The organism is Desulfocicer niacini, assembly GCF_054657595.1.
The window spans coordinates 25,239-40,124 of record NZ_BAAHYK010000012.1; the positions used below are offsets into that span (position 1 = coordinate 25,239).

General features: G+C 51.0%; 12 protein-coding genes. 6 read left to right on the forward strand and 6 right to left on the reverse strand.

The window, feature by feature from the left end:
* Positions 1–16: 16 nt before the first annotated feature.
* Both ACYQ2M_RS08110 and ACYQ2M_RS08115 read left to right on the forward strand, forming a co-directional pair.
* Positions 17–2,704: a CBS domain-containing protein gene (locus ACYQ2M_RS08110; protein ID WP_459915830.1), complete on the forward strand. Its 2,688-nt coding sequence runs from the start codon at positions 17–19 to the stop codon at positions 2,702–2,704.
* 83 nt (positions 2,705–2,787) lie between these two features.
* Positions 2,788–3,804, forward strand: a complete 1,017-nt coding sequence (locus tag ACYQ2M_RS08115; RefSeq protein WP_459915831.1) for a tryptophan--tRNA ligase — start codon at positions 2,788–2,790, stop codon at positions 3,802–3,804.
* Between the two features lie 46 nt (positions 3,805–3,850).
* On the opposite strand, the gene ACYQ2M_RS08120 is transcribed toward ACYQ2M_RS08115, so the two are convergent.
* The gene (locus ACYQ2M_RS08120) at positions 3,851–4,561 is read right to left on the reverse strand and encodes a pseudouridine synthase (RefSeq protein WP_459915832.1); all 711 of its coding nucleotides are present in this window, start codon (positions 4,559–4,561) and stop codon (positions 3,851–3,853) included.
* Complete coding sequence (gene argJ, locus ACYQ2M_RS08125) at positions 4,558–5,727, reverse strand: bifunctional glutamate N-acetyltransferase/amino-acid acetyltransferase ArgJ (RefSeq protein WP_459915833.1); 1,170 nt, start codon at positions 5,725–5,727, stop codon at positions 4,558–4,560. The genes ACYQ2M_RS08120 and argJ overlap by 4 nt, the downstream gene beginning before the upstream one ends.
* 199 nt (positions 5,728–5,926) lie before the next feature.
* Here argJ and ACYQ2M_RS08130 point away from each other — a divergent pair, with 199 nt between their 5' ends.
* Together ACYQ2M_RS08130 and truA are read left to right on the forward strand one after the other, a co-directional pair.
* The gene (locus ACYQ2M_RS08130; RefSeq protein ID WP_459915834.1) at positions 5,927–6,040 is read left to right on the forward strand and encodes a dual CXXC motif small (seleno)protein; all 114 of its coding nucleotides are present in this window, start codon (positions 5,927–5,929) and stop codon (positions 6,038–6,040) included.
* Between the two features lie 27 nt (positions 6,041–6,067).
* Positions 6,068–6,868 carry a tRNA pseudouridine(38-40) synthase TruA gene (gene truA, locus ACYQ2M_RS08135; RefSeq protein WP_459915835.1) on the forward strand — a complete coding sequence of 267 codons (801 nt, stop codon included), beginning with the start codon at positions 6,068–6,070 and terminating at the stop codon, positions 6,866–6,868.
* On the opposite strand, the gene ACYQ2M_RS08140 is transcribed toward truA, so the two are convergent.
* From ACYQ2M_RS08140 to ACYQ2M_RS08150, 3 genes are all read right to left on the reverse strand, one after another.
* Entirely contained in the window at positions 6,807–8,630 is a 1,824-nt protein-coding gene (locus tag ACYQ2M_RS08140; RefSeq protein WP_459915922.1) for a chloride channel protein, read from the reverse strand. The genes truA and ACYQ2M_RS08140 overlap by 62 nt on opposite strands.
* Positions 8,631–8,762: 132 nt before the next feature.
* Positions 8,763–10,073, reverse strand: coding sequence for an aminotransferase class I/II-fold pyridoxal phosphate-dependent enzyme (locus ACYQ2M_RS08145; RefSeq protein WP_459915836.1), 1,311 nt, complete (start codon positions 10,071–10,073; stop codon positions 8,763–8,765).
* 157 nt (positions 10,074–10,230) lie between these two features.
* Entirely contained in the window at positions 10,231–10,503 is a 273-nt protein-coding gene (locus ACYQ2M_RS08150; protein ID WP_459915837.1) for a PxxKW family cysteine-rich protein, read from the reverse strand.
* 357 nt (positions 10,504–10,860) lie between these two features.
* On the opposite strand from ACYQ2M_RS08150, the gene ACYQ2M_RS08155 reads away from it, so the two are divergent.
* On the forward strand, positions 10,861–11,868 hold the full coding sequence (locus ACYQ2M_RS08155; protein ID WP_459915838.1) for a KpsF/GutQ family sugar-phosphate isomerase: 1,008 nt from the start codon (positions 10,861–10,863) through the stop codon (positions 11,866–11,868).
* Positions 11,869–11,905: 37 nt separating this feature from the next.
* A complete protein-coding gene (locus ACYQ2M_RS08160) occupies positions 11,906–13,237 on the forward strand; it encodes an ATP-dependent 6-phosphofructokinase (protein WP_459915839.1) in 1,332 nt (443 codons plus the stop codon).
* On the opposite strand, the gene ACYQ2M_RS08165 is transcribed toward ACYQ2M_RS08160, so the two are convergent.
* Positions 13,234–14,886 (reverse strand): penicillin-binding protein activator, encoded by a 1,653-nt coding sequence (locus tag ACYQ2M_RS08165; RefSeq protein WP_459915840.1) that lies wholly within the window; start codon positions 14,884–14,886, stop codon positions 13,234–13,236. The two genes, ACYQ2M_RS08160 and ACYQ2M_RS08165, sit on opposite strands and share 4 nt — an antisense overlap.

Here is a 14,886-nt window from a genome sequence, read left to right on the forward strand (position 1 = left end):
AAGGAGCCGCCATCGCTTGAAAAAAGAAAAAAAAATTCAGCCGAAAACCATTATCACAAGTCACGTTAATGCGGATTTTGATGCCATTGCCAGCATGCTGGCCGCCCAAAAATTATATCCCGAGTCTGTGGTCATTTTTCCCGGCTCCCAGGAAAAAAGCCTCAGGGACTTTTTCATCAGCTCTGTGAGCTACCTTTTTAACATGGAAAGCCCGAAAAACATAGACTTTTCCAAGACCCGCACACTGGTGGTCGTGGATACGAGACAGCCCCATCGTATCCCCGCCGTGGCCGAACTTTTAAAAAGAAAAAACGTGGAAATTCACATCTATGACCATCATCCAGACAAAAAAGGAGATATCACGGGAAAGGTTACCCACGTACAGGCCACCGGCGCCACCGCCACCATTCTTGCACGGCTGATCCGGAAAAAAGCCATTGACATCTCCCCGGAGGAGGCCACGGTGATGGCCCTTGGAATATATGAGGACACCGGGTCTTTCACCTTTTCTGTCACCACCGAAGCAGATCTGCTGGCAGCTGCTTTTTTTCTCTCCTGCGGTGCCAATCTCAACACCATTGCCGATTTAACGGCCAAGGAAATCCGCACCGATCAGGTGGCCTGGCTCAACGAACTGCTCAATGAAAAAATTTCCCACACCATCAACGGGGTGGAAATTCATATCTCCACCATCTCTTCCCCTGGATATATTTCAGATATTGCCACCATTGTCCAGATGGTTATGAAAATTGACAATCTGGATGTCTTTTTTGCCATTGTACTCATGGAAACCAAGGTAAACATCATTGCCAGAAGCCGTATTCCGGAGGTGGATGTGGGGACAATCTTGTCCGCCATGGGCGGGGGAGGCCATGCCAGCGCAGCATCCGCCGCCATCACCGACAAAACCCTAGCCCAGGTGGAGCAGGAACTCATTGGAATTTTAAAAACCCATGTAACCCCCATCAGCATTGCCAGAGAACTGATGTCCACTCCGGCGCTCATCATCCGGGACACTATGTCCTGCCATGATGCCGGCATCATGATGACTCGATGCAATGTCAATGCCCTTCTGGTGTCATCGGATGATCCCCATCACATCACCGGATACATCACCCGGCAGATCATTGAGAAAACCGGTTACCATCAGCTGGGACACCTGCCCGCCAGCGAATACATGTCAACGGAAATTTCCACCATATCCCCCCGGGCAGGTCTCATGGAGATTGAAGCCCGCATCATGGATGGAAAACAGCGTCTTCTGCCCGTCGTGGAGAATGACAGGGTCATCGGGGTAATCACCCGCACCGATCTTTTAAACCATCTGGTTCGCCGCAGCAAGGATGAAAAAGCCTCCCGACATGGTCTTATCACCACCCAGCAGAATGCCAAACAGCGCAATGTATCCCATTTGATCAAAGAACGATTGACCCCTGCCATAGGCGATCTGCTCATGGAAATCGGCGCTGCCGGTGATGCCCTGGGTCTGAATCTTTTTGTGGTGGGGGGCTTTGTAAGGGATCTGCTGCTTTACCGCAAAAGTGAAGACATTGATGTGGTGGTGGAAGGAGACGGAATTGATTTTGCCCAAAAATTTATTGATAAAAAAGGCGGTCGATGCAATATCCACCGGGAGTTTGGAACGGCGGTGATGGTACTGCCCGACGGATTTAAAATCGATGTGGCATCGGCCCGCACGGAGTATTACAATGCCCCGGCGGCGCTGCCCACGGTGGAAATGAGTTCCATCAAACGGGATATGTTCAGAAGGGATTTCACCATCAATACCCTTGCCATACGGCTCAACAAGAACGCCTTTGGCACCCTCATTGATTTTTTCGGGGCCCAACGGGACCTTAAAGATAAAACCATCCGCACCATCCATAACATAAGCTTTGTCGAGGATCCCACCCGGGTATTCAGGGCCATCAAATTTGCCAACCGGTTTGACTTCACCATCGGAAAAATGACCCAAAACCTCATCCGCAACGCCGTGAAATTTGATTTCTTCAGAAAACTCAGCGGCCGACGGGTATTTTCCGAACTCCAGCAGATCCTTGAAGAAGACAACCCCATCCCGGCCATTGAAAGCCTTCGAGAGTATCATCTGGAAAAGGTAATTCACCCCTCCCTGATCCTTGATAATGCCGTCATTGAAAACCTGGGGGCCGTACAAAAGGTTATTGCCTGGCATGATCTTCTCTACCTTGATACCCCGTGCATGGGATGGGCCATTTATTTCATGGTGATGATCCGCAAGTGCCCCTATAAGGTGGTCCAGGACATCTGTTTACGGCTCAGGCTGTCGCCCTCCCAGATAAAACTGATTTTAAAGGATCGCCTCAAGGCCGAAGAACGGCTTTACATCCTGGAACATCGATTCCCCCCCAACCACAGTGGCCTGTATGCCATGGTACATATTTTCAGAGCCGAGCATCTGCTTTACATCATGGCCTGCACCCGCAGTGAACGGGTTAAAAAAGGGATCTCTCTTTACTATACCCAGCTTAAAGATATAAAACCTGAAATCCAGGGCCGGGATCTCATTGCCATGGGACTGAAACCAGGCCCGACATTTAATACCATCATCCAGTCGGTGCTGGATGAAAAACTCGATGGACGTCTGCCGGACAAGGAAGCAGAACTGGCATTTGTGAAAAAACACCACCTGCCCCCTCCCTTTGTCTCGGGACAAATCAGTTGATAAACGCCAGGGTTTCTGATAATCCGAATTAGATAACCGAAACACCACACAAAGTACATTATTTCCAAAGGAACGCTTATAAAATGCACACCATGAAAAATGCAGACCACCTCACAGGCATTACCACAACAGGCACCCCCCATCTGGGCAACTATGTAGGGGCCATTCGCCCCGCCATCGCGTCCAGCCGGGAAGAAAACAGGCAATGTTATTATTTTCTTGCCGATTATCATGCCATCATCAAATGTCAGGACCCGGAACGTATCCGCAAATCCGCCCTGGAAGTGGCCGCCACCTGGATCGCCCTGGGTCTGGACACCAAAACCTCCATTTTTTACCGCCAGACCGACATCCCGGAAATCCCGGAGCTGAGCTGGATCCTCACCTGCATGACCGCCAAGGGTCTTATGAACCGGGCCCATGCCTACAAGGCTGCTGTGGCAGACAACGAGACGGCTGGCAGAAAGGACCTGGACAAAGAGATCACCATGGGACTTTTCTGCTATCCCATTCTCATGGCCGCGGACATTCTCATGTTCAATGCCAGAAAGGTACCCGTGGGACGGGATCAGATCCAGCACCTGGAGATGACAAGGGACATTGCCGGCAGGTTCAATCATCAGTTTGGAGAGCACTTTATTCTGCCCGAAGCCGTGGTGGACGAAACCACAGCGGTGCTGGCTGGCCTTGATGGCCGCAAGATGAGCAAAAGCTACAACAACACCATCCCGCTTTTTGAATCGGAAAAAAAGCTAAGGAAGCTGGTCATGAAGATCAAGACCAACTCCCTTGCCCCGGAAGAGCCCAAAGATCCTGACACCTGCACACTGTTTGCCATTTACAAGGCCTTTGCCACCAAAGAGGAGACCGCTGCCATGGCCCAAAGATACCGCAACGGCATTGGCTGGGGCACCATGAAGCAGGAATTGTTTGAACATTTAAACGAAGTGCTCAAAACCCCCCGGGAGACCTATAGCGAACTTATAAAATCCCCCGGCGACATTGATGCCATATTAAAACAGGGTGCTCTCCGGGCCCGGGAATATGCCGCCCCCATGCTGGAACGGGTGAAAAAAGCCATCGGCATCCAGGCCCTGTAAGAGAAAGAATTCTTTTTTTAATATCTGACTCAACACTCTGTACGTCTCACTTCCCCGGGGAGGCCTGAAGCGCCCGTACCTCCTCCGGGGTAAGATGTCGCCAGGCCCCTTCGGTCAGGGAGCCCAGGGTCACAGTGCCCATCCTCAAACGCTTGAGGTGAGCCACCTCATTTCCGGTTTTACTCACCATGCGACGGATCTGCCGGTTAATCCCCTGTTTGAGCACAATCTTGAATCCATGGGAACCGGTTCGCCACACCCTTGCACTGCGGGTTTTTTTACCGTCCAACACAATGCCCCTGGCCATTTTTTCCAGGGCACCCCGGCTCACCGGCTGAACCGTTGTAACACTGTACTCTTTTTCATGGTTGTAAGACGGATGGGAAAGACGATTGTGAAGATCGCCATCATCGGTGAGCAGGATCAACCCGCAGGAGTCCTTGTCCAGTCGTCCCACGGGATAAATCCGCCGGGAAACATCCACCAGATCCACCACAACGGGTTCCCTTCCCTGGCGTACACAGGAAGAAATCACCCCCACGGGTTTATTCAGAGCGATGTAACACCATTTTTTTTCCGGGCTGAGCCCCACTTTTTTTCCGTCAACGGTGACCGCATCCATGGCTGGGTCCACCTGGGTTCCCGGCTGGGTAACCACCGATCCATTCACCCTCACCCGGCCCTGAGAAATGAATACCTCCCCCTGACGTCGGGAGCACACCCCTGCCCGGGATAAAAATTTCTGCAGTCTCATCATGAGCGATAATCGGCGTTGATCTTGACATAATCTTCGGAAAAATCACAGAACAGAAAAAAATCACTGAACTGCCCGAGATTCAGGTCCAGCACCATCTCAAGTTCATCATTTTTCATGACCTGGGCCGCCTGTTTCTCTGCCTCCACCCCCTGCCACACCCCTTTTTTAACCAAGGCCACATCTCCGAAGAAAAGGTCCATTTTATCGGGGTCCACCATGGCACCGGATCGGCCCGCTGCCGCGGTAATCCGTCCCCAATTGGGATCTTCGCCATAAAGGGCGGTTTTCACCAGGTTGGAATGGGCTATGGCTTCGGCGACCATAAAAGCATCCTCCAGAGATAAGGCCCCCCGTACATCAATACGGGCAAGTTTAGTGGCACCCTCACCATCCCGGACGATCATTTTAGAAAGAACCAGCATGACCTCATCCATGATTTTCTGAAACTCCAGGGCATCGTCGCTGTCTTCCAGGACCGCCCCGGACATGCCGTTGGCCATGGCAATGACCATGTCATTGGTGCTGGTGTCCCCATCCACGGAAATACGGTTAAAGGATTTTTCACATCCCTTTTGAAGGGTCGTCTTTAAAAGGGAGGAGGAAATATCCAGATCCGTGCACACAAAAGCCAGCATGGTGGCCATGTTGGGACGGATCATGCCGGAACCCTTGGCAAATCCGCACACGGTGAAGGTGCGCCCTTTGATGGAGCAGGTTTTATAGACCATCTTTCTGGCAAGGTCCGTGGTGAGAATTGCCTCGGCAAAATCATCGACTCCGTCCTTTTTCATGTCTTCAATGACAAGGGGAATGCCCGCCTTCATTTTTTCCATGGGCAGGGGAGCACCGATGACCCCGGTGGAAGCAACCATAACCAGGGTTTCCGGAATTTCCAGGGCTTTTGCAGCCAGGCGGGCGGTTTCCAGGGCATCTTTATATCCCTGTTCTCCGGTGAAACAATTGGCATTGCCCGAATTGACCACCACTGCCTGGCAAAGTCCTGCGGCCATGCGCTCCCGTCCCAGTATCACCGGTGCCGCCACCACCTTGTTGGTGGTAAAAAGGGCCGCTGCGGATGCGGGCCGTTCCGAATAAATAATACCGAGATCTTTTTTGCCGTTGGTCTTGATCCCGGCGGCAATGCCGTTGAATTGAAAGCCTTTCATTGTATTTTCATCCCTCTGTTTGACTTTTGCATATGGTGCATTATTGTAAAAAAATCCTTTACTCGATGATCAAGCCGGAACCTTAACATCGGCTTTTAACAGAAAAACAGCCATAAGGAAACATGGAAGTATGGATAACTTAAAGGTAAACTGCCCCCATTGCGACGGCAAACTGATCCTGAAACGCACCTGAACACGGGTGTACTTAAGCTGCAGGGTCTGCGGCAAAGATTATCCCCAGGAAAAGTATAAGGAACTCATGGACGATTATTTTGAGTTCGTGCTGGCCAATGTGCCGTGCAACCGACTGTAACCCTTTACCCGCATTGCCAGGTCTTTCATGTCATCCACCCGGAAAAATTTCAAAATCACCATTGAATATGACGGTACCCCTTACGCCGGATGGCAGGTCCAACCCCGGCAATTGACCGTCCAGGGAGAACTGCAGCGGCTTTTGTCCATTATCCTGAATCAGGATATTGGTATTACCGGATCAGGCCGCACCGATGCCGGGGTTCATGCCATGGGTCAGACAGCCAATTTCCATGCAAATACAACCATGGATGGCAGGGATATCAAACGGGGAATTAACCGCATGATGAAGGGCCCCATTGTCGTCCAAAACATTGAGCAGGTCCCCGATGATTTCCATGCCCGGTTCCACGCCATGGCCAAAACCTACCACTACCACATCCTGAACCGGCAAGACCCCTGTGCCGTGGGTAGAAATTTTTCATGGCACATATCCCGACCCCTGGACATCCATACCATGAATCGCTGTTGTGGTCTCATAACAGGTACCCACGATTTTAAGTCCTTTGAGGGAGCTGGCAGTCCCCGGGCCCACACCATTCGACAAATTTACAAGGCCGTGGTGGAACCCCTTGAACCCGGAAATACACATCGGTTGGTATTTAAAATAAAAGGAAATGGATTTTTAAGATTCATGGTGAGAAATATTATGGGCAGCCTGGTGGAGGCAGGGCTTCTGAAACTGACAGCCCAAGAATTCCAGACCATTCTTAAGGCCCGGGATCGACGCATTGCCCCGGCCACAGCCCCGGCAAAGGGGCTGTTCCTCATGAAGGTGGATTATCCTTTGGTTCCCGCATTTTCTGAATCACTCGGTTGTAATGATTAATCACATCCCGACGATAAAGAAGCCCCATAAACACCCCATGATCATCCTCCTTGACCACGGGCAGGGCATCAATGTTTTTCTGTGTCAATTTTAAAAGCACCGTATTTAAATCTTCAGAAGGGGTGGTGACAATAATATCGGACACCATGATATCTCTCATCACGACCAGATCTTCCAGATGAATGGTAAAAATCACCTCCCGGATATCGGTGCTGGAAAAGATGCCGCAAAACCGGTTATCCCGGTTCATCACCGGAAAATAATGCTGCTTGGTGGCGGAGAATATTTTTTTAAATTTTGAAAAGGGCATATCCTCACGCACATGGGACACATTTTTCACCAGGTGCATAAGATCTTCCACCTTCATGGTTTGGAGAATATCCATCATGAACTCCCCGGCATGGGCTGGCGAATCCACTCGGTTTTTCACCTGTTTTTCATAGATGGTCCAGCGCTGGGAGATGAGATAGCAGATGGAGCACACTAGAAGGCTTGGCAACAGCAGATGATAGGAATTGGTCATCTCACTGACAAAAATAATGGTGGAAATGGGGGTGTTTGACACCGCCGTAAAAAATCCGGCCATGCCCACAATGACAAAGGTACCGGGGGCAGTCACCACGCCAGGAATAAAAAGGTGAAACAATTTACCCACCACACCGCCCATGGCACCGCCAATGACAACAGAGGGACCGAACACCCCACCGCTACCCCCGGACCCGATGGAAAAGGAGGTGGTGAGAATCTTGCCCACGGCCAGGGCAAAAAGAATGGAGATGGAGAGTTCATTGAAAATGGCTTTTTGGGCATAGCCATACCCAAAGGCCAGGGTATAGGGAAGAAAAAAACCGATTATGCCGGTGATCAATCCGCCGATGGCCGGCTTGATATGATTGGGAATGGAAAATCGTCGAAACAGGTGGGTAACACCGTAAAAAACCTTGACATAAAACACTGCGGTAAACACCAAAACCAAGGCCAAAACCACATAAGGGCCCAACTCCAGGGGATTTTGAAATTTAAACCCCGGCGAGTCAAAAAGAGACCCCCAGCCAAAGACAAGGCAAAAGATGCAATAGGCCACCACCGACGAAATACCGGCGGGAATGATGACATCAGCTTCAAACTCCGGATCCCGGTACAGCACTTCAGCGGCAAACAATGCGCCTGCCAGTGGGGCACGGAAGATACTTCCCACCCCTGCCCCCACACCGGCAGCCATCATGATGCGACGCTCTCGGTCGGAGAGATGCATTTTAGTGGCCAGGAACGATCCGAATCCAGCACCAATCTGGGCAATGGGGCCTTCCCTGCCCCCGGAACCACCCGTGGTCAACGTAATGGCAGAGGTGATGGTCTTGATGATGGGCACCCGGCCACGGATATACCCCCCCTTCTGGTGATAGGCTTCAATGGCGGCATCGGTGCCGTGCCCCTCTGCTTCCGGGGCAAAGGTGTACACCAGAAAACCGCTGACAAGCCCCCCGGCAGCAGGGAGAAGCAAAAGTATCCAACGATTAAAGGGCGTATTCGTGTGGGCAAACAGATGGTGTTCTCCGGCCGGTGTACTCGGTCGATAACCGGCCATGAGATCCAGAAAATAGTGTACCCCGAGCTCACACAGGTAATGAAATAAAACAGAGCCCATTCCGGCAATGATTCCGATGAGAATAAACCGAAACAGCCACCGACCGGCATGGGCGATCTCTCCAGATGAGAACCACTGGGTCAATCGTGTCCGATACGTTCCTTTTTTAGTCATCATTTTATTTGTCTGAGACCTGGTGATCACGTTTTTGGGCCTGTTCACATACATTGGCCAGCCGTCATGATTGGCGGCCAATGGGGGCTGGCAGATGTTGTGACCAGGCCCCGTTTTTTCAAGGCATCATCATCACGTGAGATCTTTTATCCCTTTCAGTATGATGTCAAACAGCTCTTTTACCTCATTTTCTTCCATGGATGAAAATGCCACCCGGATATTCTGATGACCAATGGAGATAAGGCCTACTCCATAGGTATCAAGCAGATGCAACCGCAGAATTTCCGCATCCACATTTTTCAGGCGAATACACATGAAATACCCTGAATTAAATGGATACACATCCCAGTGATCCCGGTAAACCTCATCTGTAAGGACCTGTTTAATGGCCATGGCCCGTTTTTTCAGGATATTAAATTTTTCTTTTTTTTCGTCCTCATATCCCGGATGGTTCATCCCGTTTAAAATCAGGGATTGGCTCAGGTGGGACACATTGGAAATATTGCCCCGGACGCACCCGGCCGTTTTCTGCTCCATGGCCCCGTAAAGGGCTTCAAGTTGCTGGTCTGCACAAAAACCATAGGTGACGAATCCTGTTCTTAAACCCCAGACGTAGTCCTCTTTTGTGGCCCCGTCCAGCTTGATGGCGACAATGCGTTCATGGCTGCCTGCCAGAAGGGAAAAAACCGATTCCTTCATGGTTTCCGGTTCAAAGAAAAGACCAAAATAGGCATCGTCACAAGCCACCACCACATTGGTCCCCTTTTGGGCAATATCAAGTAATATAGCAACGATTTTTTCCGCTTCGGCAAGGGTGGGGGCATACCCGCTGGGGTTGTTGGGAAAATTAAGAACGGTAATCACCTTGTCTGCAGTGGCGGCCCGGGCGGTCATAGCAGCTTCAAAGGCATCAAGATCCAGGCCGGTGAGATCGGGATTAAAGGTGTTATAGGTGACCACCTGGGCTTGATTCCGGACACCAAAGGTCATATTGTAGTTCCCCCACATCATGTCCGGGAGAATAACAACGTCACCGGGATCAATCCACATATCGCCAAAAACACTCACAGCATGGGTAATCCCCGATGTCACCACCGGAAGACTTACGCTCTGTCCAGCAAGGGATGGATTTTTTTGAAAAAGTGACTGCTGCCATCGTTCACGAAGGGGGGCAAGTCCAAAGGAAGGGGCGTAGGGAAGATAATCATCCGGCGCCAGCCCTTTCACGGGGGTGGTAATGGCACCAAGGCCCATCACATGACCTTTTTCCTTTGCAATGCCGATGGTGGCATTGATTTTATGGGCCTTTTGTTTTGCCTCTGCACTCTGGGTCAAGATTCCCCTGGGAAAGAAAAGGGCTTTTCCCATGCAGGACAGCATATCATATATATATGGGTTTGATTGCCTGATAACAGTATTTAACTGTTCTGCCAGCACGTTCATGGTGTCACATCAATCCTGATTTTTTTAAAGTCCACGGTTAAGCAGCATACCAGACCAGCGACGGGAATGGTGGAAGGTAAAAAGCGCCATTGGACACGACAGCCTCTGTGAAATTTTCTGTACAGCTGCCATGGCCCAATGGTATCCAGCATCAAAACTATCTTCTTTTGGATGCCTTGATGGGGTTGATTTTCTGTTTCTTGGTTTCCACAACAGTTTTCACATGGGTGGCCATGTTGCAGTTTCCAAGTTTCCATTTCAGTGCAGGATCCGGCGCAGCCGTGCAAAATTTACCGGTTTCATACTCGGAAACCCGCTGGCAGCCTTCGCATTGTTCAATCACTGGTTTGCAGGCACCGCCAATATATTTACAGCCGTTTGCGGCCATGAAAACACACTCATCACCCTTTCTTACAGTATCACAAATCATTTTGTATTAACCCCGTATCATTATGGCAAAAAAAAATAATGGAAACCCAGCTTAGGTTTCCGCCCTGTAATTGCAAACTCAATATTTTTTGAGCAAATCACTATACCATAATTTAAAATTATGTCAACATATCGATTCATGACCTGTCCATGCGGTACTGCGCATTCCCGGGAACGGATTTGCAGCAGGCCCCAGGGGGGCATCAGAGGCAACAAGTCTTGATTTTTATGAATTAACATATTAATAATGTGGATCAGTATGTGGGCCTGCCCCATCCCCAGCATGGGCGAGATTGTGCTCAAGCCCGACAATCATGGTGGGGGCCCAATGTAATCCCCCTAAAAACAATGGATGCAAATGAAACAAAAAAAAAGCATGGCCACAGAACAGGCAGTGGCGGTTCTGCGCCTCGAAGCGGAAAGCATTTTAAACCTGACAAAAAAAATCGGTGCGGATTTTGACCGCATGGTGGAGGTGATCTGCAACACCTCGGGAAGGGTGATTATTTCCGGCATTGGAAAATCCGGGCTCATCGGCAGAAAGATCGTGGCCACTCTTTCAAGCACGGGTACCAACGCCATGTTTCTTCATCCCGTGGAGGCCATGCACGGAGATCTTGGCATGGTATCGCAAAAAGATGTGTTCATCGCCATATCCAATTCCGGGGAAACCGGGGAACTCAACCTTCTGCTTCCGTCCATCAAGGATATGGGGTGCACCATGATCGCCTTCACCGGCAATCCCCAATCCACCATGGCATCCTTCTGCAGCCTGGTGATTGACACCGGGGTGGAAAAAGAGGCCTGTCCCCTGGGGCTTGCACCCACCTGCAGCACCACGGCCCAGCTGGCCATGGGGGATGCTTTGGCGGTTGTATTGATTGACAAAAAACATTTTGGGAAAAATGACTTCAAACGTTCCCACCCCGGTGGTGCACTGGGAAAACGCCTCTCCTTTCCCGTGGGGGAAATCATGTACGCAAACTCCAAAATTCCCTGGGTATCACCGACAGATCCCCTTGTAAAGGCAGTGGAACAGATGGATCAGTTTCGCCTGGGGGCTGTTTTTGTGCTTGATAAAGAAAAAAAACTCACGGGGATCATCACAGACGGTGACATCCGTCATCTGGCGGCTTTACACCCCCAGGGATTTAACCATTTATCCGCAGGAGAGGTAATGACACGCTCTCCCCTTGTCATTGAAGCAGACGCCCCCCTTTACCAGGCCCTGAACATCATGGAAAAACGACAGATCACCATTTTACCGGTCACAGACACAAACTGTCAGGTGCTGGGAATTCTGCACCTGCACGATATCCTGGGCAAAGGCGCTTTTACCTTTTCCAACGGACACCTTCAGGGTTAAGGACCCTTTATTTTAAGGAAAAAAAAGGAAACGGACCATGCAGACAACGGATCTGATCACCGCCATTGACACATTGGGGGATGCGGCCATTGACTCCCCCCTTGCCAGCCGCAGCCAGGGAGGATACACCCAAAATTTTGTATCCGATCACCATCGGATATCCTACTCGGTGGACCCGGAGAAAATAACCGCACACCTGGAAAACCACGGCACCATCCCCAGTTTTGAAAAGGCAGGCCCCCGGAAAAAAATCTATTTTGATCCCAGCAAGCTCAAATGCGCCATCGTCACCTGCGGCGGTCTTTGCCCCGGTCTCAACGATATTATCCGATCGGTGTTTCTGGAACTCCACCACTGCTACGGAGTCCGGCACGTCTACGGCATGAAATACGGCCTCCAGGGTTTTATCCCCCAATACGGCCACGACACTGTCCCCCTGACACCAGCCTATGTTTCCCAGATAATGGACATGGGGGGAACGGTTCTGGGCTCATCCCGAGGCACCCAGGACATGGATGCCATACTGGACTGTCTGGAACGCATGAGTATCGGTATTCTTTTCATGGTGGGAGGGGATGGCACGCTCATGGCAGGCAAGAAAATTGCCGACAAGGTAAAGGAGCGAAACCTGAAAATCAGCGTCATTGTCATACCCAAAACCATTGACAATGATATTTTCCTGGTCTCCAAATCCTTTGGGTTTGACACCGCCGTGGACATTGCCACCTGCGCCATCAAGGGGGCCCACAACGAGGCGGCAGGTTACCCCTTCGGCATCGGCCTTATAAAACTCATGGGACGGCATTCGGGTTTTCTGGCCGCCACGGCGGCCCTGGCCCAGCAGGACGCCAATTTTGTGCTCATTCCGGAAATAGACATTGATCTTTACGGTGCATCGGGATTTTTATCGGCCCTGGAAAACAGGATCACCCAGCGAAAGCACGCCGTCATTGTGGTGGCCGAAGGGGCTGGACAGAAATTTTTCACGGACCAAGCCACCGAATATGATCCCTCAGGGAACATCAAACTCAAGGATATCGGCATCTTCATAAAAAATGAAATCACAAAGTGGTTTGATGAAAAACAAATTCCCATCACACTGAAGTACATTGACCCAAGCTACATGATCCGAAGCCTGCCCGCCAATTCCAATGACAGTGTCTACTGCGGATTTCTGGGCAGAAACGCCGTTCATGCGGGGATGGCAGGCAAAACAGGTCTTCTTATCAGCCACTGGAACAACCACTATGTGCACATCCCCATGGAGGCGTCAGCAGGCACAAGAAAACAGGTGGACCCCCATGGCAGGTTGTGGCAGTCTGTGCTGGAAGCTACGGGCCAGGGCTCCCTGGTAAACCCTTCAGCTTAGGGTGTGATTTCCACAAAGGCCCTATTTTTCACTGTCAGAAAAAAAAGCTCCTTGTGCAATTTTCCATCCCTGTCAAACAGGGTTTTTCCCGTGGCCCCCTCAAAAATCCGTGTGCCGGTGAGGGCGTCTTTAAGGGTTTCAGGCGAGGTCACGGCAGGATCCATGACGGTTTCCACCAGGATGGACAATGTGTCATGGGCAATGGCTTCAATAAATTGCGGGGACGTGTCGAACATGGCCATGAATTGCTCTTTAAACCGTCTTGCTTCCGGTCGACTACTGTCGGCAAAATAGCCGTCGGTGATAACGGCATTTCTCACATAATCTCCAGCCTGTTGAATCAATGACGTCTGATGCCAAATATTGGTTCCCAGAAGATGAGTGCCTGTGACATCATTATAAATCAGCTGGGGCAGGATCAATGCCAACCGTGACGGGCCGTCGGGGATAAAGATTGCGTCAAAGTTGACAATGGCTTCCGACTTGCCACCAGCGGCACTACTCTGTGTATCTTGGCTCTTGGCCCGTCGCAGGGCGGTCTGGAGACGGGGATCATCAAAACCGGCAACCCGTTTAATTTCCCGGGAAAAATCGGTTTGCCCCCCATCATAGGCCACAACCTTCTGAACCGTGCCCCCCATTTCCGTCACCCGCTGACAAAAAAGCTGCATCAAAGCCATGCCGTATTTATCCCGGGGATGAAGCACGGCAAACCGCCTTACCCCGAGATGCATCATGGCGTGGGACACCAAGGAATCTACCTGCATGGCAGGCGTAATAAAATTGGTAAAAACATACCCTCCTCTGCGGGACAACGCTTCTTTCTGGGTCATGGCAATCATGGGAATACCATGGGTCTGTGCCAGATCGACAACATTCACGGCAGTGACCATGGGACCAACAATGGCCATCACCTGGGCAGATATAAGTTCCTGCATGCGCAAACGGGCAACCTGCTCATCTGATTCGGTATCGCGCACCAACAGAACAATGCGATCCCCGTACCGGGGAATCAACCGGGCCAGGGCCACCTGAGCCCCCTTCAGCGCCCTTTGACCAAATACTGCATATTTTCCGGAAAGGGGCAGCAGGCACCCAATTTTAACCCCCGATTCTTTTTTAACAGAAAGAATTTCCATGAGCTGCCTTGCGTCCTCGGCTCGCCGCCCCCGGGGATATTGTTGGAGATAGGACTGTAAAGTTTCCCGGGAGCGATCCTTATCTCCCCGGGCTGCATACCGGTAACCCAGGGAATACAGCAGCATGGAAGGGGGGATGTTATGATCCGTTACACCCATGAGTTCCTGCAGCAGGGGCACATCGCATTTAAACAGTACCTGCTCCACAAGATCAAGGATCTGAACCATCTCATGGCCCGATGCCAGGGTCAGAGCCGTACCGTAAACATCCAGAGCCGCACGGTAGTTGCCCACCCCGGCCAGCTGTTTCCCCTTCTTTATCAGGGCCGACACCGTATATGTTTCAGCCGGGGCTTTATCTGGAGATTGTTTTTTCTCCTGCACAACGGGGGGTACGGGCCGGGGGGATATCGGCCCAGAAGTCACCTGTTTTTTGGCACACCCGCAGGCAAGCAGCACACCGGCAAGCATCAGCCACACAAACATTCCTGCACATCTCTTTCCAGCCAT